The following is a 21,349-nucleotide window of genomic DNA, read 5'->3' as shown; positions in this document are numbered from 1 at the left end:
GCGGCGACCGCATCGAAAATAATTAAGCAGGTGCCAGGAGAGGGCTATTGGCGACCGTCCAGAATAAGGATACTCTTCAGGATCGCGGCCACATAATGCTGGCCGGCGAAACCGGCGCGAGCCGGATCAACGGCCATCGGATTACCGACCTCCTTCAACGCCTGATGTTCGATCCGGCGCGTGGACGGATTTGGTTCGACGACCGGCGCATGATCCTCCTGCAGGCGAAATTCCTCGGCGTGCTCAGGTCCGAACTGATCGATACGGTGGGGCTTGAACTGACCAGGGGCCTGCTGGCCCGGATCGGCTATCTCTCGGGAGAAGATGACGGGCAAATGGCCCGCAAGCTAAGCGACAGCAATACCGGCGTTATCGAAGCCATTGCGACGGGAATGCAGTTCCATTCGATCGAAGGGATCGTGACCGTCGAACTGGTCAAGCTGGAGATCAGCGAGGAAGATGAACATTTCTATGGCGAGTTCCTGTGGCGGGACTGCGCCGAGGAAGAGATGCACACGACAACCTACGGCAAGTCGCAAGAGCCGACCTGCTGGATGCAGGCAGGATATGCGTCGGGCTATCTGAGCGCCTTTACCGGGAAGCCGATCCTGGTGCGCGAGGTGGAATGCCGCTCGATGGGGTTCCCCGTCTGCCGCGTGGTCTGCAAACACGCGGACGATTGGGAAGTCGTGGCGGGCGAGGACCATCGCAGCGACACCGACCGCGACCATTCGCGCCATTCCACGTCGGTCCGCCCTGGAGATTCGCCATCGCTGGCGGCTTCGGCGGATGAAGACGACGGCTATGGCGAAGGCACGTTGCTGCCGGAGAGTCCGGTAGGCGATTCCCCCGCGTTCAGAATGGTGATGCGCAGGATTGCGAGAGCGGCTCCGACGCAGGCCACGGTGTTCCTGCAAGGCGAAAGCGGCGTCGGCAAGAGCATGTTCGCCCGCGAGCTTCATCGGATGGGCAACGCCAAGTCGCCCTTCGTCGAGCTCAATTGCGCCGCGATTCCCGAACAGCTCCTCGAATCCGAGCTGTTCGGGGCCGAGAAGGGCGCCTTCACCGGTGCCACGGAATCGCGCAAGGGACGCTTCGAAGCCGCGGACGGGGGGACGATCTTCCTCGATGAGGTCGGACTCCTCTCTCCGGGCTCGCAGGGGAAGCTGCTCCGCGTCCTTCAAACCGGCGAATTGGAACGGTTGGGAAGCAACAAGACGATAAGGGTAGATGTCCGCGTGATCGCGGCGACCAATGAGGATCTCACCGAGGCCGTCAGGACGCGGGGATTTCGCGAGGATCTCTATTATCGATTGAACGTCATCCCGATCATGGTTCCGCCTCTGCGCGACCGCAAGGACGACATCCCCATCCTGGTCAGGCGGTTCCTCCACAAGTTTACGAAGAAGCATGGCCGCAGCATCCCGGGGATATCCACGCGGGCGCTTCATGCGTTGATCAGCTACCCTTGGCCCGGCAATATCAGGGAACTTGAAAACGTGCTTGAACGCGGCGTCGTCCTCGCCGATGCGGATTGCCCGATCGATATCGAGCATCTCTTCACGCTTGACAGCGCCTTCAGCGAGGCGAGCCTGCTTGGGTTGAATCAGTTCGGCCGGATTGTGCTGAATGCCGGCGGCGCTATGCCGGAAATCGACGCTGCCGGCGCGCTGGCCGACAACAGCTCGATTGCTTCGGTCGCCGAAAATGCGGTGGTCAATCAAGGCCTGGGCCTGTTCGAGATCGAAGACGCCGTGGTCCGTGCGACTCTCAAGGCCACCGAGGGCAATGTGTCGCAGGCTGCACGCTTGCTCAAGATTTCGCGCGGGCAGCTCGATCATCGGATAAAGCGGCTGGACGGCAAGCTATGATCGCGATGGAGGTTTTGTGACGGAGAGGTCTACCTCGACGATGAGACGTTCGACCCGGACGCGGCTGATGACGCAGCAGAAACTTGTCAATGCGGCGCGCCGCATCATGATGAGCAGGGATCCCGAAGCAGTAGCGATCGCCGATATCACCGATGAAGCCGATGTCGGCTTCGGCAGCTTCTATAATCACTTCAGTTCCAAACAGGACATCTTCGAGGTCATCTACAAATGCTGCTGTGCGGATTTCGTTGCTGTCGCGCGCGACCTGATCTCCGATGAATCGGACGTCACCCGGAATATTTCATATCTCGTGCGGCTCGTGCTGTGTCGATCGCGGGCGGATCCCCTGTGGGCCCGATGCATGGCAAAAGAGCTGGTGGCGAGTGACACTTACAGCTCTGACTTTTCCAGGCTCTTCAGGACGCAGTTCTCGTTAGGCAAACAGTTGGGCCAGCTCCATTTCCCCAACGTGGAGCGGGCCTTGAGAATGGTATTTGCCTGCCTGCATGGCGCCATCCAGGACATTCTCGCTCATAGCCAGGATCAGTCCTTCGAGAATGAGTGCATCGAGTTGACCCTGCGTATAATCGGCATCTCGGTCATGCAGGCGGAAGTTCTGGCCAGCACGCCGCTGCCTAATCAGTTGGCTTTAGTTGCAAATGAACAATCTTGCCAAAAGTCGAGCGGTATGACCGACGATCAAGGGGGTATCCGTCTCTAACAGCAGCCACCGCGATCAGCCTCGGCGTGCGCGCGGTGTTTCGCTAAGGTCTCAAGTTAACGGTGCGTCGAACGCCGCATTGTACTGCGGTTTTCCCGCCTCACATATGGCTCAAGACACCGTCTCGCATGAGACCGAACTACCGCTTCGACTTGCGCCGAAGCGGTGCGGCCGATCCTCACCCGCCGAAGACGCGGACCGGCCACAGCTCCCTCACATCTGGAAGAATTTGTCTATCAGCGAGGCGCACTCCCCCGTACTCGGATTCTTAAACCAGTTAATGGCATTGCGCTCCGGATCGCCAGAGTAGAGGCGCTCGTACAAGCCCTGGCGCGAACCGAATTCGGTACCCGTCATGTCCCAGGCCAATTTCAGCAATTCCAGACGCCCCCTGGAATCGACGCCTTCAGCTATGAGGTAGCGATCCATCATCGATCCGACCTCCGGCCGTTCATAGTCGGCTTGAGTCGGGGCCAGGACACCTGATCCTGCGGCCAATCGCAGGACGTCCACGGCTTTGGTATTGATATAAGGAAACAGGAAATTAAGCGCTGCTCTTCCTCCGAGGTCGCCTCCATGATCGAGGGCGTGCTGCGCCATTGCACCGACATGGAAATCCAGCGACAATATGTTGATAGTCATGGCCAAAGCGCGGTTGGCTTTGCATTTTGCCGGCTTCTCGGATTTGAGCTTGCACCCCGCCTGAAAGCGATCGCTCGCCAGAAGCTGGCTCTTCCCGATGTCGGCATGCGAACGCGGCTTCCCCACTTGCAGCCGATCCTCTCCAGTCCGATCAACTGGGATGAGATCGAGCAGCAATATGACGAGATGGTCAAATATGCAGCCGCGATGCAGACAAAAACCGCCGACCCGGAGGCGATCCTGCGCCGGTTTAGCCGCTCCGAGGTGATGCACCCGACCTACAAGGCGTTGAGTGAGCTGGGCCGCGCGGTCAAGACGATCTTCCTGTGCCGGTATCTGCGCGAGGAGTCCTTCCGCCGCGAAATTCATGAAGGCCTGAATGTCGTTGAAAACTGGAACAGTGCCAATGGGTTCGTTTTCTTCGGCAAGGGCGGCGAGATCGCCACTAACCGCATCGATGAGCAGCAGCTCTCGGTCCTGGCGCTACATTTGCTGCAAGCGTCGCTTGTCTATGTGAACACCCGAATGCTTCAGAGCGTGCTGGTGGAACCGAAATGGACGGGCCGGATGACGCCGGATGATTATCGCGGCCTCACACCGCTGATTTACAGCCACGTCAATCCTTATGGCCGCTTCGACCTCGATCTGAATAGCCGGATCGATTTTGGGCGGCTTGCTGCCTGACCGGGGCCTTTCCGCTCGCACCATTTGGGTGCACCCGAACGTGACGATCGGAAGTGACATATACGACATGTCACAAAAGGGTGGTTCCGTCACCAATGTTACTGTACGAGGGCAAAGCCACCCTAATGTGACGGATTTGCCCATGACCCGCGTCGGCTACGCCCGCGTCAGCACCATCGACCAGGATCTCGACATCCAGGTTGCCCGGTTGAAGGCAGCGGGCTGTGAAATCCTCCGCTCCGAAACAGGCTCGGGCGCATCGCGCACTGGACGCACGGAGCTTGAGACGATCATGCAGTTCCTGCGCGCCGATGACGAACTCGTCGTCCTGCGTCTCGATCGGCTCGGTCGCTCCACACGCGATGTTCTCAATCTGGTTCATGAACTCGACCAGAAGGGAGCCTCATTGCGGGTGCTTGAGCCGGAGGTGACGACGGCCGGAAGCATGGGGCGGATGGTGATCACCATTCTGGGCATGGTCGCGGACATGGAACTGACGTTCATCAAGGACCGGCAGCGCGCCGGGATCGAGGCGGCGCGCGCCGAAGGCGTCTACAAAGGCCGGAAGAAAAACATCGATGACGATGAAATCCGACGCCGGATCACCGCCGGCGCGAGCAAGGCCAGCGTCGCGCGCGACCTCAAGATCTCAAGAATGACCGTCTATCGGGCGCTTGACGTCATTCCTTCAAGGATCGGGCTGCCGGAAAAGCCGCCTTCTGTCACCATCGCCCTGCATCTGACCATCGAGAACTTCAACAAGCATGGTCGTGGCAGAAAGCCCGCTCGCGAGCGCATTGAGGCGATGCTGGAGCGGGATTACCAGATGCAAAAGACCGGGAACTGCGATTACACGCTGACCGTCGCCTATGATCAGGGTGCCGATGGCGTCAGCCTCGATGATGAGATCGCATCTCTCCAGACAGAGATGTTCAACATCGCAGAGAGCTACAGGTGCTCGATCGAGACCGATGTTTACGAGATTGGAGGACAAGAGCGAGCCTGGTAGATCGCCATGTTCAATCTTTGTTCTTCAACATGGCCAAAATCGCAGCTTCGGGCCGACTGGGCCCTATACCCAGCGCCTGTTCTGGGATCTGGGCGGGGATTCTTCGCCCTTCCGTAACATCGATTTCATGCCCGAACTTTTCTACCTGCTACCGGCCGTATCGAAGGGCACATTGGCGTTCGGCGGACAGGCGGGGCTGCGCCATGAGTCCAACGGCCGCGATGGGTTGGCGTCGCGCAGCCTCAACACCCTCTATGTCCAGCCTGTGGCGACGATACCGATCGGAGACTACAAGCTGTCGCTGGGCCCGCGCTACTCCTTCTATGTCGGTGACCTTGAAGACAATCCGGATGTGAAACGCTATCGCGGCCACACGTCCTTGTTCGCGGAGTTTGGCCGTGACGACGGGCTGCGACTGACTACCAACAGCCGCATTAATTTCTCGTCGGGCAAGGGCGCAATAGACGCTGAGCTTTCCTATCCGCTGGACAAGATCGTTGACACCAACCTCAACGTCTATGTCTTCGGCCAAGCCTTTGCTGGCTATGGCGAAAATCTGCTCGATTATGACCGCAAGGCGACACGACTGCGGCTTGGGGTCGCTATCGTCCGCTAATCCGGAACCGGGCAGAATCTATCGTAAGGTAGCGGGCCCGGCGTTGGACGTCCCCTTACCCTGATGCAAAAGTGATTTATGCATCATCGGAAGGCCAACGGCGTAAGAGTCTGTTTGAGAATTCATGAGATGATCGGGAGATTGCCATGTTACGTATTTTTATTGCTGCCACTACTATGGCAGTCTTGCTTTGGTCGCTGCCTGTATCCGCTGAAGAAATCCCTCGCTGCTCCTCCTCGTCTATTCCCGCAGCAGACAAGGCGCGCCTCACGGCGGAATACAAGCGGCGGTTTCTGGCTGAAGGGAAAACCAAGGCCGATGCCTGGGCCGGTGAGCAGGGAAGGCGCCATCGCGAAATCATGGAAAGGCAAGGTATCTGTCCCCCACGCGAACCGGCGAATAGCCAAGCCAATTCAGCGCCCCCGCCTCGAGAACAACCGACGAGCAAAAACCGTAAAAAGGGCAAGTGTACCCGTACCGTCTGGCAAACTCGTCATATAGCGAGCGCAGGTGGAGGCCCAATGAATACGATTAGGGTGCCTGTCTGCGTGAACTAAGCGAGCGACAGCAATGCTGGTGTGTTCGGTTATCCCGCCAAAGGGCACACAGGAAAAGCTCTGGTGCGAAGTCAAAAGTTTCGCATCAAACCAAAAGCCGCGCTTTTCCGTGCCCTTCCCTGATGCAAAAATCTGATGCAGAATCGCGCCATGATTTACGGCTATGCGCGCGTCTCCACCAACGGCCAAGATTTGGCCCAGCAGCTCGCCCAGCTTGAGGCGGCGGGCTGCGCGAAGATCTACCGCGAGAAGATCAGCGGCGCGTCGGCCGAGCGGCCCCAGCTCAAGCGCGCGATCGGCGCGCTCGATCCCGGCGACGTGCTGATGGTGACGGCGACCGATCGCCTCGCCCGCAACACGCGCGACCTCTTGAACATCCTCCATGCGGTAAAGGAGGCCGGGGCCGGCTTCCGCTCGATCGCCGAACCGATGGTGGACACGACCTCGCAGCTCGCCGAAGTTGTGATTGCCGTTCTAGGCGTCGCGGCCAGCTACGAGCGCCAGCGGATCGCCGAGCGCACCAGCGCTGGCCGCGCCCAGGCCAAGGCGCGCGGGGTCAAGTTCGGCCGCAAGAGCGCCCTCACCCCGCACCAGCAGGCCGAGGCGCGGCGCAAGCTCGACGCAGGCGACACCCAGCGATCGGTCGCGGCGCTGTTCAACGTCAGCCAAGCGACGATTTCGCGGCTACAGGGGTGATGAGCGACGCCCCCCGCCCTCTCTGGCGTTGATTTAGGCGGCGATCGCCGGCGCACATTCCCAGCGCCTGCCATGCCAGCGGAATCCTACCCGCTGCGCGTTGCTGATCGCTGGCGGCTCGCCCTTGCGCCAGAAGGCGCGCATCTTTGCCTGATCGTCAAGATGAGCGTCGGCCACGATCGCGCGCGCGGCCTGGATGAACTGCCCATGCCCGAACACATAGACCAGCGAGGCGGGCGGCATGGCGGCGAGCCGCGCCAGCGCGGCCTCGCAGCGCCGGAGCAGGGTGGCGAAGCTCTCCGCCCCTTCCCCGTCGCAATAATCAGGATCGGCCGCGCTCCAATAGCGTTCGAGGTGCGGCATCCGCTCCGCGCTGCGCGTGCCGTTCCAGCGCGCCGGTTGCAGATAGGTGAACTCCTCTATCGGCCACACTTCCACCGGCACGCCGGGAAAGCGCGCGATCGTTGGCGCAGCCGTCTGCTGCGTGCGGGTATAGGGCGACGTGACGATGAGCGCGGGCGCTTCTATCCAGCTCGCCGCGACTTCGCGTGCCTGTTCCTGGCCCAGCTCCGTCAGCTCGATCGCGCCGAGATCGTGGCAGGGCACGCCGGCGTTGCCGGTAGATTCGCCGTGGCGAATGAAGATTACGCGCATGGCTATTCAAACAGTTCCGCATGAGTGCCGGCGCGCACGAAGTTCACCAGATTCCCCTCAATCGTATAGATCAGCAGGAAATCGCCGCCGATATGGCACTCGCGATGATCGCTCCAATCGCCTTTCAGCGGATGATCCAGCCATTCCGGGCCTAACGGCGCGTCGTTGGCGATGAGCATCATCATCGCCTCCTTGAGCTGTTTCATGTTGTAGCGCCCGCTGCGCGACAGCCGCTCCCAATCCTTGACGAACCTTTTTTCGTAGGACGCCTCTCTTGGGAACGCCGCCCGCTTACTGCTGGCGGGCTTCTTGGTCGAGGGCATCGAACATTTCCTGGGCATCGGTGAAACGGGCGCGGCGAGCCTTCATCGTCGCGCGGGACGCCTCGATCGCGGCGCGCGTCTCGGCGTTCGGCACCTTCAGCTCGAACGGCAACGCATGATCCTTGGCGACCCGCGTGAGGGTCATGCGGACCACATCCGAGACGGTCAGCCCCAGCTCGGCCAGCACGGCGGCGGCTTCATCCTTCAATGTTTCGTCGATGCGCGCGCGCACGAAAGCGGTAGCGGCCATTGGAACCTCCTTAGTCAAGCCGATAATGTAGCTCAGTTGAGCAACAATTTCAATCCAGGCTAGGGGGCGGCGCCTGCCGCTGGCGCGGCACCGTGGCCCTACTCGCTTCGTTCCCCAAGCCCGCAAGCGGTCTTGGCCCAAGGTGACGACCCACATGGCGGGGGCGAGATCGCAAGCGGGTCTCGCTTCATGGTGCCGGCGTGCGCCGGCGTCGATCCTGTTTGAAGGGGGAAAGGCGGTCCCGGCCGCCTCTCCCCCGCAACGGGATTAGACGGGGCCGTGCCTCGCTGCGCTGCGGCCGCACCACCCCCATCGAATCCCGCTGCCCCCCTCTCTCGCCGGCGTTCTTGGGCGTCCGTGTTCCGGCCGATGGCATGGCCATCGCCGAACAGGCGATTTGAAGGGAGTAAGGACGATGACCCACGAAACCCGCGAAAGCTGGCTCAATGCGGTGGCGGCGGGCATGGCCCCGCTGTTCGAGGTGCTGGACGCCCCCCTGCCCGACCGCGTGCGCGTGGCGATCGGCTTCACCAGCAGAGGCGCGAAGGCCAAGGCGATTGGCGAGTGCTGGGATAATCGGTTGAGCGCGGACGGGCATTTTGAAATCTTCATCCGCCCGGACCTGGCGCACGCGCCCGACGCGATGCCGGCGCAGATCGCAGCCATCCTCGCGCATGAGCTGGTCCATGCCGCTGTCGGCATCCCGGCAGGGCATGGGAAGACGTTTAACGGGTCGCCCTTGGGCTGGGGCTGGTCGGGCCGATGCGCGCCACCACCCCCGGCGAGGCGTTCCTTGCGGCCATCGCGCCGATCCTGGAGTGCGTTGGCCCCCTCCCCCATGCCCGTCTCGACACGGACGGGGAGTCGACCGCGCCCAAGAAGCAGAAAACCCGGATGCTCAAATGCGAGTGCGCGACGTGCGGCTATACCGTGAGGACCGCGCGCAAATGGCTTGAGCAGGCCGGAGCGCCGCTTTGCCCGATCGAGGATCACGGCCAGATGGAGCATGAGCCGCTGGACGATGACGACGCCGAACCGGAGGAATGATGCGGCGCGCTTTCGTCATTTCAGATTCAGCGCCTCCCTATCGTCATTTCGGGAACGACAGGGCTTCCCCTCCCGGTCTATTGTGTATACAAGTATAGGATTATACGTGTAGGAGTGTAGCATGAAGGTTCTCGCCATTCTCTCACAGAAAGGCGGCGTTGGGAAAACGACGCTCGCGACCTGTCTGGCAGTCGCGGCCGAGCAGGCGGGCAAGGTCGCCGCGATCATCGACCTGGACCCGCAGGCGACGGCCTCGTTCTGGAAGGACGTGCGCCAGCTCGACACGCCCGCCGTGGCGTCGATTCAGCCGGTGCGCCTGCCCGCTATGCTCAAAGCCTGCGAGGACGCCGGCACCGATCTTGTCGTGATCGACGGGGCGGCGGTCGCGCGCGACGTGGCCTATGAGGCAGCGCGTCACGCTGATTTCATCCTGATCCCGACTAAGACGGCCGTGTTCGACACGATGAGCATGACGCACACCCTCGACGTGGTGCGCCAGCTCGACCGCGCCTTTGCCGTGGTCCTTACCTTCGTGCCCCCGCAAGGTCAGGAAACTGGCGATGCGATTCAGGCCGTGGCGGAGCTAGGCGCGACGGTTTGCCCGGTGACGATCGGCAACCGCAAAGCCTTTTTCCGCGCCCAAGCCGCAGGCCGGGCCGTGCAGGAGTTCGAGCCGCATGGGCCAGCGGCCGACGAAATCCGCCGACTATACGAGTATACAAATATACGCCTATACAATCAGGCGGAGGTGGCGTGATGGCGAAGGGCGGAAACAGTCTGCAAGCGGTGCTGAACCGCGCCAAGGCGGACGGAGACGCGGCCCCGGCCCCAGCGTCGGCGATCGAGCCGGTAGACGTGACCCGCAAGGCCCCGCCGAGCGGCCGACAGGGGACCAAGCTGATTGGCGGGCATTTCCCTCCCGAGGTCAGCACGCAGCTTCGCATTATCGCGGCCGAGGAAGGGACGACCGTTCAAAGCCTGCTGGGCGAGGCGCTGGACGACCTGTTTGTGAAGAAGGGAAGGGGGCGCATCGCCGGCTAGTATAGATGTATACAATTATACACCTATACATCTATACACCTATACTAGCGCAAGGGGGCAGTCTTGTGCTTGTTGCGACAGAAGCCGATGAAGGCGGCGCGGGGGCTTTTCAGTTCCGGCCGCCCGCTGTCGATCCACCATGACACCCATTGGTCATAGAGCGCGTAAACGTCATAGCCAGGCGCAACGCTCTTGGCGTCGTGGAAGCCTTCGGGGTCGATATAGGGCCGCTCGGGTTCCGCCTCGATCGCCTCGACCGTATCCAGAGCCTCGCGATTGCGGAACGTGACCGTATCGCCGTTCATTTCCACGGCATAGTCGGGCAGATGATCGTGCGCGACGAGATCGCGCAGCATCGAGCGGAACACGCGCAAATGGCTACTCGCGCCGGTCTTTTTCTGTAGCGTTTCGACCGAGATCGACCATTTTTCCTGCGCGCCGCAATGCTTGCGCGCCAGCTCGTAGATACGCCGTTCGAGCGGCTTGCGGAGGCGGAAATAGTCGCGATGGAGCGTCAGGACGCTGCGCCCCTCAACCATCTTGAACAGCCAGTCGGATAGCGTGACCTTGATTTCCGACATTTGGCCGGAGCGGGTTTGCCGCACGATCCGCCATTCATTGATGAGGCCGAAACCTTCGGTGATTTCCTCGCCATCGGCCTTGATATTCGTGGTGATCCGCGTCCCCGACAGCCGCTCGAACGCGCTCCGCAGCCGGTCATAGCCGTCGCCATCGGTTTGCCGGTTGGTCCACACCAGTAGATCGCGAGCAGTGAGGTGCAAGGTGCGGCTCGGTCGCTCCCCCTGGTTCATCTTCCCGATGAGCTGGGAGATGCAGTAGATCAGAATATCCTTGTCGTGGATCGTCGCCAGCCCTTTGACGCTGGGGACGATTTCGAGCTTGTTGCCGTTATGCTCATAGCGGAACACGCGCCGATCGGGCTTGGTCGCGAGCGAGAAAATCGGATGCTCCATCGAGGCCATGTCATCCTTGGGGATGGCGTCGAGAACATCGCAAATGAACAGATCGGGATCGGGGTAGCGAACAGGCAGCAGGGGAGGGCGTCCCTCCGCGCCGTTCGGGGTTTCATTGACGGCAAGCGGGAGTTCGGGGTTTCGTTGACGGTCAGGCTCGATTCGGGGTTTCATTGACGCGCACCGTAGATTCGGGGTTTCATTGACGCAACGGAAAAGTTCGGGGTTTCATTGACGGGTGATCGCGATTCGGGGTTTCGTTGACGCAGATTCGGGGTTCTGGAGTCACCAGATTCGGGGTTCCGTTGACGCCGAGGGCAAAAAAACGCCCGATTATTCTAATATTTTCAGTTGCTTATGAAACCGCCAAAATCCCGTAACACGACTCTTTAACCCATATATTAACACTAGGCCGACCTGTGGATAACTTTAACCGCAGCGCCCACTCGACGCCGGATCATCGTGGTTTCACCCACCAGCGTCCCGCCAGATCGAACAACTTGTCCTGATTTTCGGGACAGAGGCAGCATGATCCACTCGCGCCGCGCTACCGGCACCGGTCAGAGGGAAGAAAAGCGCCGCCTCTTGGGGGCTTCGCCCCCGCCGGCTCGCGGCCTTCGGCCGCCCCGGATCGCTTTGCGATCCTCCCACCCGGCATCCCCATGATGAGCCGGCTTCGCCGGCACGCTTTTTGCTAGATTGAGGATCGTTTAAACGCCCCGCTTCTATCGACACCACAGCGCCAGCGGCACCGTCGCAATTGGCTTTCCAGGAAAGCCAGGCGGATAGGGCGGTGATCGAGCCGAGAGGGCAGGGGAGGCGGAAACGTCGCAGCAGGGGCGATTTCCGGGCCGCTGGGCTTCATTCTGGACGTTTGGCAGGCCGGGGAGGGTCCAAGCGGCAATGGCGCTCTACGGGCTTCCCATGCGGCCGATTTCTGGAAAGCTAGATCCTCGCGAGGTCGGGGATCGAAACGGCGAGCCTCAAGGTTTGTGCGCCAGGCAACGATTTCACGGATTTGGCCCCGAACATTGCTGCGGGAGAGGGCGGAATCCTACGCCAAGAGCCGGCAGGGCAGGGCGCGGAAAGTCCGCTAAACAACGCCAAGGGCGAACAGACGGCGAACATGTATATTTGTATACGCCTATACATTCGCGCCTAGTGGCGCGTCCGCTTCGGTGGCGTCGGCGCGGCCATCAGCTCATCAAAGGCGGAGTCATCGCCCAATGCGTAGCGGCGCAGCGGATCATCCTCGGTCATGCGGCCGGCCTGGACTTCGCGCCATGTCACATATCGCAGCCGGCTCCGGTCCAACGCGCCATCGACAAGACATTCCGCGCGCAGGAACATCCATATCTGGCCCTGCCGGTGCTGGGCGAAGGCTTCAAGATCGCCGTTCGTCTCTTGGAGATGCACCGCCACAAGATCGCAGACGAGATTGAATATCCGCATGAGGCCGAGCCGGCTTTCCTCATCGGTGATCGCTTCGTGCAGCTCCAACACTTCGTCGCGGATCGCCGGAAGAGGTGCGGAACCGCTCTCTCCATAGGCCATGAGCCGGTCCCAAAGATCAATGACGCGTTGGTCCATATTCTATCCTTCCGCCCTTGGCGGCAGTTCTGACACTATACAGCAAACGGCCTTTTTCACTTCGTCGATAGTGTCCGTTCACGCCTTGTCGAACTTCCCGGCGAACTCGCGATCGGCGTAGTAGCGCAGCTTGGCGGCGACGATCGGCCGTTGCCCCGCAAGGAACAGGAGCTGCAAATCCTCGCGCAGCGTGCGGACTTCATCCGGCGTCAGCAACGGCCGCGCTACATGCTGCGATCCGAACGATATGCCGGTTTCCTCCGCGTCGATCGCGCGGCTCATCGTCTCGAACACGACTGTCTCCTGGCCGAGCAGATCGGAGACGAGCCTGGCGCTGTCGTGATCGTTGACGCCGAACACTTGCAGCACGCCGGCGTTGGACAGGAAGGTGCCGGCGCGGCGCTCGTAGAGCGCGCGGAGCTGGTGAACATCTTGCAGGATCGGCCAGAGCTGGATGCCATAGCCGGCCATCAGGCCCATCGCGCGCTCGACGGGTTCGAGGCGGCCGAGGGCGGCGAACTCATCGAGCAGGAACAGGACGGAGCGGGCAGGGGAGGACGGCGCGCGCGCCAGATCGGTCAGCCCTTGCGCGAGCATCAGGCGCAGCCAGCGGGCATAGGTGGCGAGCCGATCGGGCGGCAACACCAGATAGACGGTGGTGGCGTGCGCCTTCACATCGGCGAAGGTGAAATCCGAGCGCCCCAGCACGGCCGACATGCGCGGCGAATCGAGGAAATGGGTATGGCGCTGCGCGGCCGACAGCACGCCGGCGGCCTCGCGATCGGACTTGCCCAGGTGGCGGTTCGCGGCGCGGGCGATCAGGCCGCGCGCCTGCGTGCTGCGCGACATTTCCCGCAGCATCCTTTGGAAATTATCGGGCGCGAAGGTGAGGCAGTCGCGCACCGCTTCCAGCGTGCGGTCCTGGCCTCGCGATTCCGGGTCGCACGCCACCCACAGGAGGATGCCGGCGATCAGCGCCTTGGCTTCCTCGTTCCAATGCGCCTCGCCGGCTTCGCCGGGAGCGTCATAGACCAGCGCGTCGGCCAGCGTCATGCAGTCGTCGGCGAGATCGAGGCCGGCAGGGTCGATGCGATCGAGCGGATTGAAGGCAGCGCCGGGAAGGCCCGTCACCCCGAACGGATCGAGGACATGGACCGGGCCGAACTTTGCCCGATGGCGGGCGGTGATGCGGGCATTCTCGCCCTTGGGGTCGATGCAGACGACCGGGCCGGGATAGTCGAGCAGGTTGGGAATGATGGTCCCCACGCCCTTGCCGGTGCGCGTCGGCGCGATCGTCAGCAGATGCGAGGGGCCGGCATAGCGCAGCAGCCTGCCGTTCTTGCGGTCGCGGCCGATCAGCAGGCCGTCGCCATTTTGGGCGAGGGGGCGAGTTTCCCGATCGGTGGCGAAGCGGGCCGAGCCGTGCGTGGCATCGCCGGCAGGGCCGCCGTAGCGCAGGATCAGCGGTTGAAAGAGGGCGCGCAGCGCGACGAGGATGACGACGATCGCCGTCAGCATCATGACGGTCTGATAGATATGGGAATCGTGGGCCAGGCCGAGCAGCCTGCCAAGAATGAGCGGCACCCCAAGCCCCAGCACCAGGCCGGTGATGAGGAACAGGACCAGGACGCCGAACAGGTGGCGGATGAGGGCGACCGGGCTGGTGACGAGGGCCGTGATCGCCCATATCGGCTGTTCGCGCGCGAGCCGCGCGAGGTTGCGGATCGCGCGGCCGAGCTGGCGGAACCATTCCATCATCAGGATTCCCTCCCGCTGTCGTTTTCGAGATGTTCGGCGCAGATCGCGGCGGCGATCGTGTGGAGATGCTTCACGCGGTCAACGAGCCAGGCCAGTTCGTCGGGGGTGATTTCATAGGCATGGGAATAGCGCGCCTCGACATAGGCGCGCTGGAGCTGCGCAAAATGGCGGCGGGCGGCGCGGGTATCGCGCGGCCAGGCTTCGATCAGCCGGGGATCGAGATTTTCGGCAAGCGAGCGCAGGATGCCGATGCGGTGCGATTTGGGCGCGTAGAGCGTCAGGACGAGCAGCAGGCCATGATAGGCGCGCTCGACGGCCTGGTGGAGCATGAACGCGGCATGGTTGGTCTCGCCGTCGCGGATCGCATATTCGGCGAGCGTCAGGCAGTATGCGGCATCGGGGAGCCACTTGTCATAATGCGCCCTGGCTTCGGCGTGGCGTTCCTGCGCGTCGAGCTGGCGCGGCACGGCGAGGCGCTGTCCCGGCGCTTCGTAGAGGGCGATCCCATCGCGGGCTATGTCGGCGAAGAAGGGACGGCCGCGCGCGAGCTGGTCGTTCACGTCCATCAGCGAATGGACGATGAAATTGACGGGCGTGGCGAGCTGGCGGGTGACGGTCAGCTCGCGCACCAGATGATCGTCGGCGACAGCCCACCATGTTGCAGATCGGTGAAGGTCTCGGAGTTGACGATGACGAGCAGATCATAGTCGGAGATATAGCCGCTGGCGCGATCCTCGACCCAATCGCCGCGCGCGTAGGAGCCGAACAGGATCAGCTTGAGGATGCGGCCGCCCTTGCGCTTGTCGGAGAGCTTGGTTTTGACGGCATCCTCAAATTCATCGAACAGGACGCGGGCGACCCGTTCCAGCTCGCGGCGCTTGGCGGCGGGAAGATGATCGAGGCCGGCGCGCATGGTCAGCGCGCTTCGGGCAGGTCGATAGCGGTGATGCCCTGAGCGGCGGCGATGGCGTCCACCAGGCTATCGACGGTTTCCATGCGATGGCTGGGCCAGTCGCGTGAGACGGTGACATAGCCGGCGTCGGTCTGGACGTTGATGATCGCCGTGGCGGGCAGCAGATCGAGCAGGGTTGCGAGCTTGTCCTGAATATCGGGGGTGATGTGGTCGATGCCGGGGCCGACCATCAGGAGCTGCCAGGAAAGGCGCGAGGTGTCGTCAGTCATGGGCGGTCTGTTCCTTGCTGTCCTGTCCTTCCGCTTCCGCGTCGAACGCACGTTTGCCGCGCCGCTTCCAGAGCGCGAGCGCGTTGCCATCATCACGCGCGCGGGCGGCAAGATCGAGCATCGCGCCGTAGAGCGTTGCGCGATCGTCGTCGGCCAATTCGACGAGGCCGGCCTTCTGGACGAGGCCGCCCAGCTCTATGAGATGGCGGGTGCGTTCGCGGCGCTGCACGACCCATCCTCTCGTATCGGTGCGGCGCTTGGCGGCTTCAACCCTGTGCCTCGCCTGCGCCAGTCTGGTTTCCGCTTTCGCCGTTGCCGCCAGAGCGTCGCCCAGCCTTGCGCCCGCGTCCCTGAAAGAAGGCCGCGCCCCGCGAGCGCAACGCCTCCTTTTCGCCAGCGTCGGCCGATTCCACGGCAGCGAGCAGCGCGCCGGCGAGTGTGTCGAGATCGAGCGCATCGGCCCCGGTTGCCGTCACCAGTAACCCAAGTTGCTCGATCTTCTTGGCCTTGATAGACTTGGCCTTGTCGCTCAGTGCCCGCAATTCGGCGTCATAGTCGCGCGTTTTTCGCATCACTCTCTCCCTCGCGCCCGTCGAACAGGAGCCGCACAGTAGCACGATCGCGCTGGCAGGACAGCGGTTCCATCATGAAATGCGGCCAAGTCAATCACGCGAACGGCAGAGAGTGGTGAGTGCGCGCTTATACGTCGTTGCCGACGTGCGCTAAGAAGGGCAGTATAGCGGCTGTCATGGCGATCTACCATTTCTCGGCCAAGGTCATCAGTCGCGCCAACGGATCGAGCGCCGTTGCGTCGGCTGCCTATCGTGCGGCGGAACGGCTGCACGACGACCGGCTCGGGCGCGACCATGATTTCTCGAACAAGGCCGGCGTCGTTCATTCGGAAATCCTGTTGCCCGAAGGTGCGCCGGAGCGTTTAAACGACCGCACGACCTTGTGGAACGAGGTCGAGGCGGGGGAGGTCAGGAAGGACGCGCAGCTTGCCCGCGAGGTAGAGTTCTCGATTCCGCGCGAAATGAATCAGGTGCAGGGCGTCGCGCTCGCCCGCGAATTTGTCGAAAAGCAGTTTGTCGAACGCGGCATGGTCGCGGACCTCAATGTCCATTGGGACATGGGCAAGGATGGGATGCCCAAGCCCCACGCGCATGTCATGCTGTCGATGCGCGAGGTGGACGGGGAAGGGTTCGGGAAGAAGGTCCGCGAGTGGAACCGAACCGAGCTGTTGGAGAGGTGGCGCGAGGCATGGGCGAACCATGTCAACGAGCGGCTTGCCGAGCTGGATATTGATGCCCGCATAGATCATCGCACCTTGGAGGCACAGGGGATCGACCTGGAGCCGCAGCACAAGATCGGGCCAGCGGCATCGCGTATGCCCGAACAGGGCCTTGAGGCGGAGCGGGTCGAGGATCATGCGCGGATCGCGCGCGAGAATGGCGAGAAGATCATCGCCAATCCGGAAATCGCGCTCGACGGTATCACGCGGCAACAGGCGACGTTCACGCGGCGCGACCTGGCGCAGTTCGCGTTCCGGCACAGCGACGGCAAGGACCAGTTCGACCAGGTGATGAGCGCGGTGCGGACCAGCCCCGAGCTGGTGGCGCTGGGCAAGGACGGACGCGGCGAGGACCGCTTTACCTCGCGCGATATGATCGACACCGAGCAGCGGTTGGAACGCGCCGGCGATCGGCTTGCTGGACGGGAGGGGCATGGTCTCCCGGCGGCAGCGTGGAATCGTGACGCCGCCGCCGGAAGTGGGGGCCTGACACTCGGGGCAGAACAGCAGGCCGCGCTGGCACATATCACCGGCAAGGGCGATCTTTCAATTGTGGTCGGCTACGCCGGCACCGGCAAATCGACCATGTTGGGCGTTGCGCGCGACGAATGGGAGCGCGCCGGCTATCAGGTGCGCGGCGCGGCCCTGTCGGGGATCGCGGCCGAGGGCTTGGAAGGCGGCTCCGGCATCCAGTCGCGCACGATCGCCAGCATGGAATATCAGTGGGGCCAGGGGCGCGAGCTGCTAGGTCCGCGTGACGTGCTGGTGATCGACGAGGCCGGCATGATCGGCACGCGCCAGATGGAGCGCGTGCTGTCAGAGGCCGAGCGGGCAGGGGCTAAGGTCGTTCTTGTCGGCGACGCCGAGCAGTTGCAGGCGATCGAGGCCGGCGCGGCGTTCCGCGCGCTGGCCGAGCGCCACGGCGCGGCCGAAATCAGCGACGTTCGCCGGCAGCATGAGGACTGGCAGCGCGACGCCACGAAGGCGCTGGCGACGGGCCGCACCGGCGAGGCGATCCATGCCTATGAGCAGCACGGCATGGTCCACGCGGCCGACACGCGCGAAGCTGCGCGGGGCGAGCTGGTGGGCCGCTGGGACGCGCAGCGGCTTGCCGATCCGGACAAGACGCGGATCATCCTCACCCACACCAATGCTGAGGTGCGCGATTTGAACCAGGCCGCGCGCGAACGTCTGCGCGACGCCAGCGAGCTGGGGGCGGACGTGCGCGTGTCGGCCGAGCGGGGGCCACGCGACTTCGCCAGCGGCGACCGCATCATGTTCCTGAAAAACGAGCGCGGCCTTGGCGTGAAGAACGGCACGCTGGGAAAGGTCGAGCGCGTTTCGCCCGACAGCATGGCGGTGCAGCTCGACGATGGCCGGAGGATCGCGTTCGACCTCAAGGACTATGCCCATGTCGATCATGGCTATGCCGCGACCATCCATAAGTCGCAGGGCGTGACGGTGGATCAGGCGCATGTGCTGGCGACGCCGGGGATGGACCGTCATTCGGCCTATGTCGGCATGTCGCGGCACCGTGACGGGGCGCAGCTCCACTATGGGCGTGATGATTTTGCCGATCAGCGTCAGCTCGCCCGTGTCCTGTCGCGTGACCGCGCAAAGGACATGGCCGGCGACTATGGGCGTGAGGGCGCTACGGCCGAGCAGGACCGGGTGCGTGCGTTCGCCGAGCGGCGCGAGATCCGGTTCCCGGAACTCGCGCGGGAGATGGTCGCCAAGGTGCAGGCGAAGGCCAAGGGCATGTTCGCCGGCTTCCGCCCGAAACCGACGTCGCCCGAGCCGGTGCGCGACGGCAAAGGGGGGCCGATCAACACCGGCTCCGAGCGGGGATCGCCCGCGCCCAATCAGGCCAAGGCGATCGAACGCTATGCGCGCGTCCAGGCCGATATGGACCGGATGCGCGAGAAGGGCTTGCCTGTGCTCCCGCACCAGAAAGAGGCGCTGGCGAAGGCCGGGGACGCGCTCGATCGGTTGCGCCCCCAGGCGGCTCGGGATTTGGCTTCCGCGTTCGAACGCAACCCCGCACTGGTGCGCGACGCGGCCGAAGGCAAAGCCGGCGGGGCGGCGCGGGCAATGGCCGAGGAAGCCCAGGTCCGTTCCAATCCCGAACTGCGTGCCGACCGCTTCGTGGAGCGCTGGCAAGGTATGGCGCGCGAGCGGGCCGAGCTCGCGCGCAGCGGCGATCGTGCCGGCGCGGAGCGCACGGCCAAGAAGATGGATGGCTTGGCGGGAGGACTGCATCGCGATCCGCAGCTCGAATCCGTGCTGCGGCGGCGCGCGCCCGAACTGGGGCTGGAGATGCGCCGGGATCGTCCGATCAGCCAGGAATTGACCCGTTCGCTGGAAATCGGCCGCGATCGAGGGTTGAGCCGATAAGGAGAGACAATGGCGGACGAGGAATGGGAGGAAGGCGGCGACGCGGCGGCGGAAGCATTCGAGCAGGTGCGCGCCGCGGTCGAGCAGCAGCGCGGCGAGCTGGCATTGATGCGCCGCGCCATCGAGGGACTGGCGGCCGAGCGCGCCAGCATCGACGTGCCCGACTATTCCGAGACGCTGGGGTATGTCGTCCAGGGGCTGGACGGCATCAACGGACGCCTGGACCAGGTTACGACGGCCATCGTGAAGTCGCCGGCGCTGGCGATGACGCCTGCACAGGTTTCGGCGCAGATCAATCGAGCGGCGGCCGACCTTCGCAGCGCCGACCATGCCGCCCTCGCGACCGCCACCGACGAGATGAAGCAGCAGGGGCGCGAGCTGCGCACCGTCGTTCAATCGGCGCTGACGGCGCGGGATCAGAAGGACCGTCAACTATGGTTCGGGTTGAGCGGGTTGCTTATCGGCATCCTCCTCTGGTCCTTCCTTCCCGGTATGGTCGCGCGCGAGATCGCGCCGGCGAGCTGGCAATGGCCCGAACGCATGGCGACGCGGGCTCTTGCCGAGGCGACACCGTGGGATGCCGGGCAGCATTTGATGGCGAGCGCGTCACCGGCGAGCTGGGAGGCGATCGTCGCGGCCGACAGGTTGCTGCGCGACAATCGTGAAAAGATCGAAGGATGCCGGCAAGCGGCAAGGAAGGCGGATCAGCCGGTGCGATGCACGATCCAGGTGGGAGTGAAGAGATAATGGTGATTCCCTACCGCTCGACGCCCATATTCGATGAGGCGACATTGCCCGCTGCCCTGCGCTCCGAACATCGCACCAAGGCCGGTGTGTGGGGCGTGATCCGGGTCATCGAAGGGAGATTGAAGCTCACCTATCTCGACCCGGCCTCGGAGGTGGTCCTTACACCTGACCGGCCAGGGCTGATCTTGCCCGAACAGCCGCATTTCGTGGAACCGCTCGGAGCCATGCGGATGCAGGTCGATTTCTACGATCAGCAGCCAAGCCTTTAGGGAGAGCCATGCCTAAAACAGCCTTGTCATACCCGCTTCTTGCCATCCTCGCGCTTGGTGGCTGTGCGACGCGCGACCCGGCACCGAGTCCCGGCTCGCTTCCTACAAGCCTGTCCCGGCCCGACGCCGAGGCTTTGCCGCATGACCTGACCTATGGCGCGGCGTTAATGACCGTCAAGGTCTACCCGCACCTGGCAGCGAAGGCCGATGCAAACGCCAATCTGTTCATCTCCCCGGTCAGCTTGTCGCAGGGCCTGGGGCTCGCCTACCTTGGCGCGCGGGGCGCCACGCGCGAGGAGATTGGCCGCGTGCTTGGTTGGGATTCGTCCCGCAACGTCCCTGCGCTCATCAAATCCTACAATGCCCAGCTTAACGACACCGGCGATGCCGATACCGCGCTCGGCATCGCGAACGCGCTGTGGCTGGCGAAGGGATTGCCGGTCCGGGACGAGTATGTCGCCGAGGCGCATGCCGGCTTCGGAGCGGCTCCGGAAACCGTCGATTATGCTGGTGATCCCACCGGAGCGGCCGAGCGGATCAATGGCTGGGTTTCGCGCGAGACGAAGGGCAGGATTTCGGAGATCGTCTCTCCGAGCGGCTTCGGGGATGACACCGCCGCTGTGCTGACCAACGCGCTTTACTTCAAGGCGAAGTGGCAGGTGCCGTTCGAGGAGACGGAAACGCGGTCCTTCACGCGTGGCGACGGCACGCGCATCCCGATCACGATGATGAAGCGGATTGGCCGGTTCGACTACCGCGAGACCCGGGAAGGGCAAGCGATCGCGCTGCCTTATGGTCGCAACGGTCGTTTCGTGATGGAGATTTTCCTGCCACGTGACGCGGCAACCCTGCGCCGCTGGGAGCGTGAGCTGAAGGGTGTCGATTTCTTCGCCGGCGAGCAGGGCGGCAATGATCGTTTCGACCTGTCCGCGGAGCAGGCTCGCGAGATGCGGATCGTTCTGCCCCGCTTCGAAGCGAGGGGCTCTGTTGCAAAGATTGGCGGCAGTCAGAGGTAGGCTGTCGCTCTGCGCCG

The 21,349-nt window shown here is 63.2% G+C and carries 21 protein-coding genes and 3 pseudogenes; 13 read left to right on the top strand and 11 right to left on the bottom strand.

The genetic code is table 11. The annotated features are described in order from the left end of the window. Positions 1-47: 47 nt before the first annotated feature. Together LDB26_RS21480 and LDB26_RS21475 are read left to right on the top strand one after the other, a co-directional pair. The gene (locus LDB26_RS21480; protein WP_087575985.1) at positions 48-1,871 is read left to right on the top strand and encodes a sigma-54-dependent Fis family transcriptional regulator; all 1,824 of its coding nucleotides are present in this window, start codon (positions 48-50) and stop codon (positions 1,869-1,871) included. A gap of 67 nt (positions 1,872-1,938) precedes the next feature. After that, positions 1,939-2,592, top strand: a complete 654-nt coding sequence (locus tag LDB26_RS21475; protein WP_176392489.1) for a TetR/AcrR family transcriptional regulator — start codon at positions 1,939-1,941, stop codon at positions 2,590-2,592. A gap of 213 nt (positions 2,593-2,805) precedes the next feature. Here LDB26_RS21475 and LDB26_RS21470 read toward each other — a convergent pair whose 3' ends face one another. Continuing rightward, positions 2,806-3,192 (bottom strand): 4-hydroxyphenylacetate 3-hydroxylase C-terminal domain-containing protein, encoded by a 387-nt coding sequence (locus LDB26_RS21470; protein ID WP_257542593.1) that lies wholly within the window; start codon positions 3,190-3,192, stop codon positions 2,806-2,808. On the opposite strand from LDB26_RS21470, the pseudogene LDB26_RS21465 reads away from it, so the two are divergent. The 4 genes and pseudogenes from LDB26_RS21465 to LDB26_RS21450 all read left to right on the top strand — a co-directional run. Beyond that, positions 3,133-3,918 (top strand): annotated as a pseudogene (locus LDB26_RS21465) (Tn3 family transposase); the annotation flags it as partial. The gene LDB26_RS21470 and the pseudogene LDB26_RS21465 overlap by 60 nt on opposite strands. A gap of 142 nt (positions 3,919-4,060) precedes the next feature. Further along, a complete protein-coding gene (locus LDB26_RS21460; protein WP_006961816.1) occupies positions 4,061-4,927 on the top strand; it encodes a recombinase family protein in 867 nt (288 codons plus the stop codon). Further along, positions 4,818-5,543, top strand: coding sequence for a phospholipase A (locus tag LDB26_RS21455; protein WP_171010093.1), 726 nt, complete (start codon positions 4,818-4,820; stop codon positions 5,541-5,543). Before LDB26_RS21460 ends, LDB26_RS21455 begins: the two co-directional genes overlap by 110 nt. Before the next feature lie 692 nt (positions 5,544-6,235). Further along, entirely contained in the window at positions 6,236-6,796 is a 561-nt protein-coding gene (locus LDB26_RS21450) for a recombinase family protein (RefSeq protein ID WP_017501690.1), read from the top strand. 33 nt (positions 6,797-6,829) lie between these two features. Here the strand turns inward: LDB26_RS21450 and LDB26_RS21445 are convergent, their stop codons facing one another. Genes LDB26_RS21445 through LDB26_RS21435 form a run of 3 tightly spaced genes read right to left on the bottom strand, consistent with a single transcriptional unit; the run spans position 6,830 to position 8,023 of the window. Beyond that, complete coding sequence (locus LDB26_RS21445; RefSeq protein WP_017501689.1) at positions 6,830-7,450, bottom strand: histidine phosphatase family protein; 621 nt, start codon at positions 7,448-7,450, stop codon at positions 6,830-6,832. Positions 7,451-7,452: 2 nt separating this feature from the next. Continuing rightward, positions 7,453-7,773 carry a type II toxin-antitoxin system YafQ family toxin gene (locus tag LDB26_RS21440; protein ID WP_026109291.1) on the bottom strand — a complete coding sequence of 107 codons (321 nt, stop codon included), beginning with the start codon at positions 7,771-7,773 and terminating at the stop codon, positions 7,453-7,455. Then, positions 7,742-8,023, bottom strand: a complete 282-nt coding sequence (locus LDB26_RS21435) for a type II toxin-antitoxin system RelB/DinJ family antitoxin (RefSeq protein ID WP_017501687.1) — start codon at positions 8,021-8,023, stop codon at positions 7,742-7,744. The genes LDB26_RS21440 and LDB26_RS21435 overlap by 32 nt, the downstream gene beginning before the upstream one ends. Positions 8,024-8,438: 415 nt before the next feature. Between LDB26_RS21435 and LDB26_RS21430 the strand changes: the two are divergent. The 3 genes and pseudogenes from LDB26_RS21430 (at position 8,439) to LDB26_RS21420 (ending at position 10,111) form a co-directional block, all read left to right on the top strand. After that, positions 8,439-9,070: pseudogene (locus LDB26_RS21430) on the top strand (transcription elongation protein SprT). A 121-nt stretch (positions 9,071-9,191) separates the two neighbouring features. Beyond that, positions 9,192-9,827, top strand: coding sequence for an AAA family ATPase (locus tag LDB26_RS21425; RefSeq protein ID WP_017501684.1), 636 nt, complete (start codon positions 9,192-9,194; stop codon positions 9,825-9,827). Beyond that, positions 9,827-10,111, top strand: coding sequence for a ribbon-helix-helix domain-containing protein (locus LDB26_RS21420; RefSeq protein ID WP_017501683.1), 285 nt, complete (start codon positions 9,827-9,829; stop codon positions 10,109-10,111). Before LDB26_RS21425 ends, LDB26_RS21420 begins: the two co-directional genes overlap by 1 nt. Positions 10,112-10,155: 44 nt before the next feature. On the opposite strand, the gene LDB26_RS21415 is transcribed toward LDB26_RS21420, so the two are convergent. The 7 genes and pseudogenes from LDB26_RS21415 to LDB26_RS21385 all read right to left on the bottom strand — a co-directional run bounded on the left by LDB26_RS21415 (position 10,156) and on the right by LDB26_RS21385 (position 16,187). Beyond that, entirely contained in the window at positions 10,156-11,259 is a 1,104-nt protein-coding gene (locus LDB26_RS21415) for a replication initiator protein A (protein ID WP_004213366.1), read from the bottom strand. A gap of 984 nt (positions 11,260-12,243) precedes the next feature. Further along, the gene (locus LDB26_RS21410) at positions 12,244-12,675 is read right to left on the bottom strand and encodes a hypothetical protein (RefSeq protein WP_017501681.1); all 432 of its coding nucleotides are present in this window, start codon (positions 12,673-12,675) and stop codon (positions 12,244-12,246) included. A gap of 78 nt (positions 12,676-12,753) precedes the next feature. Then, a complete protein-coding gene (locus LDB26_RS21405) occupies positions 12,754-14,430 on the bottom strand; it encodes a type IV secretory system conjugative DNA transfer family protein (RefSeq protein ID WP_026109289.1) in 1,677 nt (558 codons plus the stop codon). Between the two features lie 2 nt (positions 14,431-14,432). After that, positions 14,433-15,346, bottom strand: a pseudogene (locus LDB26_RS21400) (HEPN domain-containing protein). Positions 15,347-15,348: 2 nt separating this feature from the next. Continuing rightward, positions 15,349-15,615, bottom strand: a complete 267-nt coding sequence (locus LDB26_RS21395) for a hypothetical protein (RefSeq protein WP_026109288.1) — start codon at positions 15,613-15,615, stop codon at positions 15,349-15,351. Next, the gene (locus LDB26_RS21390) at positions 15,608-15,844 is read right to left on the bottom strand and encodes a conjugal transfer protein TraD (protein WP_017501678.1); all 237 of its coding nucleotides are present in this window, start codon (positions 15,842-15,844) and stop codon (positions 15,608-15,610) included. Before LDB26_RS21390 ends, LDB26_RS21395 begins: the two co-directional genes overlap by 8 nt. 37 nt (positions 15,845-15,881) lie before the next feature. Beyond that, on the bottom strand, positions 15,882-16,187 hold the full coding sequence (locus LDB26_RS21385) for a conjugal transfer protein TraD (protein ID WP_017501677.1): 306 nt from the start codon (positions 16,185-16,187) through the stop codon (positions 15,882-15,884). A 176-nt stretch (positions 16,188-16,363) separates the two neighbouring features. Here LDB26_RS21385 and traA point away from each other — a divergent pair, with 176 nt between their 5' ends. From traA to LDB26_RS21365, 4 genes are read left to right on the top strand one after another with little or no spacing between them, the layout of a single operon-like run. After that, on the top strand, positions 16,364-19,300 hold the full coding sequence (gene traA, locus LDB26_RS21380) for a Ti-type conjugative transfer relaxase TraA (RefSeq protein WP_017501676.1): 2,937 nt from the start codon (positions 16,364-16,366) through the stop codon (positions 19,298-19,300). A 9-nt stretch (positions 19,301-19,309) separates the two neighbouring features. Next, the gene (locus LDB26_RS21375; RefSeq protein ID WP_017501675.1) at positions 19,310-20,047 is read left to right on the top strand and encodes a DUF6118 family protein; all 738 of its coding nucleotides are present in this window, start codon (positions 19,310-19,312) and stop codon (positions 20,045-20,047) included. Continuing rightward, positions 20,047-20,316 carry a DUF1971 domain-containing protein gene (locus tag LDB26_RS21370; RefSeq protein ID WP_010339208.1) on the top strand — a complete coding sequence of 90 codons (270 nt, stop codon included), beginning with the start codon at positions 20,047-20,049 and terminating at the stop codon, positions 20,314-20,316. The genes LDB26_RS21375 and LDB26_RS21370 overlap by 1 nt, the downstream gene beginning before the upstream one ends. Positions 20,317-20,324: 8 nt before the next feature. Further along, complete coding sequence (locus tag LDB26_RS21365; protein ID WP_257542590.1) at positions 20,325-21,332, top strand: serpin family protein; 1,008 nt, start codon at positions 20,325-20,327, stop codon at positions 21,330-21,332. Positions 21,333-21,349: the final 17 nt, after the last annotated feature.

It is taken from the genome of Sphingobium sp. CFD-1 (assembly GCF_024611115.1).
GTDB classification, from domain to species: Bacteria; Pseudomonadota; Alphaproteobacteria; order Sphingomonadales; family Sphingomonadaceae; genus Sphingobium; species Sphingobium baderi_A.
The sequence above is the reverse complement of the archived record's forward strand: the minus strand, read 5'-3'. Positions and strand labels throughout refer to the sequence as shown.

What these genes read in the sequence shown, in the direction of transcription:
- LDB26_RS21475 (WP_176392489.1), top strand. Translation starts at nt 1,939, where the DNA reads ATGACGCAGCAGAAACTTGTCAATGCGGCGCGCCGCATCATGATGAGC.
- LDB26_RS21470 (WP_257542593.1), bottom strand. Translation starts at nt 3,192, where the DNA reads ATGGCGCAGCACGCCCTCGATCATGGAGGCGACCTCGGAGGAAGAGCA.
- LDB26_RS21460 (WP_006961816.1), top strand. Translation starts at nt 4,061, where the DNA reads ATGACCCGCGTCGGCTACGCCCGCGTCAGCACCATCGACCAGGATCTC.
- LDB26_RS21455 (WP_171010093.1), top strand. Translation starts at nt 4,818, where the DNA reads ATGATGAGATCGCATCTCTCCAGACAGAGATGTTCAACATCGCAGAGA.
- LDB26_RS21450 (WP_017501690.1), top strand. Translation starts at nt 6,236, where the DNA reads ATGCAGAATCGCGCCATGATTTACGGCTATGCGCGCGTCTCCACCAAC.
- LDB26_RS21445 (WP_017501689.1), bottom strand. Translation starts at nt 7,450, where the DNA reads ATGCGCGTAATCTTCATTCGCCACGGCGAATCTACCGGCAACGCCGGC.
- LDB26_RS21440 (WP_026109291.1), bottom strand. Translation starts at nt 7,773, where the DNA reads ATGCCCTCGACCAAGAAGCCCGCCAGCAGTAAGCGGGCGGCGTTCCCA.
- LDB26_RS21435 (WP_017501687.1), bottom strand. Translation starts at nt 8,023, where the DNA reads ATGGCCGCTACCGCTTTCGTGCGCGCGCGCATCGACGAAACATTGAAG.
- LDB26_RS21425 (WP_017501684.1), top strand. Translation starts at nt 9,192, where the DNA reads ATGAAGGTTCTCGCCATTCTCTCACAGAAAGGCGGCGTTGGGAAAACG.
- LDB26_RS21420 (WP_017501683.1), top strand. Translation starts at nt 9,827, where the DNA reads ATGGCGAAGGGCGGAAACAGTCTGCAAGCGGTGCTGAACCGCGCCAAG.
- LDB26_RS21415 (WP_004213366.1), bottom strand. Translation starts at nt 11,259, where the DNA reads ATGAAACCCCGAATCGAGCCTGACCGTCAACGAAACCCCGAACTCCCG.
- LDB26_RS21410 (WP_017501681.1), bottom strand. Translation starts at nt 12,675, where the DNA reads ATGGACCAACGCGTCATTGATCTTTGGGACCGGCTCATGGCCTATGGA.
- LDB26_RS21405 (WP_026109289.1), bottom strand. Translation starts at nt 14,430, where the DNA reads ATGGAATGGTTCCGCCAGCTCGGCCGCGCGATCCGCAACCTCGCGCGG.
- LDB26_RS21395 (WP_026109288.1), bottom strand. Translation starts at nt 15,615, where the DNA reads ATGACTGACGACACCTCGCGCCTTTCCTGGCAGCTCCTGATGGTCGGC.
- LDB26_RS21385 (WP_017501677.1), bottom strand. Translation starts at nt 16,187, where the DNA reads ATGCGAAAAACGCGCGACTATGACGCCGAATTGCGGGCACTGAGCGAC.
- traA (WP_017501676.1), top strand. Translation starts at nt 16,364, where the DNA reads ATGGCGATCTACCATTTCTCGGCCAAGGTCATCAGTCGCGCCAACGGA.
- LDB26_RS21375 (WP_017501675.1), top strand. Translation starts at nt 19,310, where the DNA reads ATGGCGGACGAGGAATGGGAGGAAGGCGGCGACGCGGCGGCGGAAGCA.
- LDB26_RS21370 (WP_010339208.1), top strand. Translation starts at nt 20,047, where the DNA reads ATGGTGATTCCCTACCGCTCGACGCCCATATTCGATGAGGCGACATTG.
- LDB26_RS21365 (WP_257542590.1), top strand. Translation starts at nt 20,325, where the DNA reads ATGCCTAAAACAGCCTTGTCATACCCGCTTCTTGCCATCCTCGCGCTT.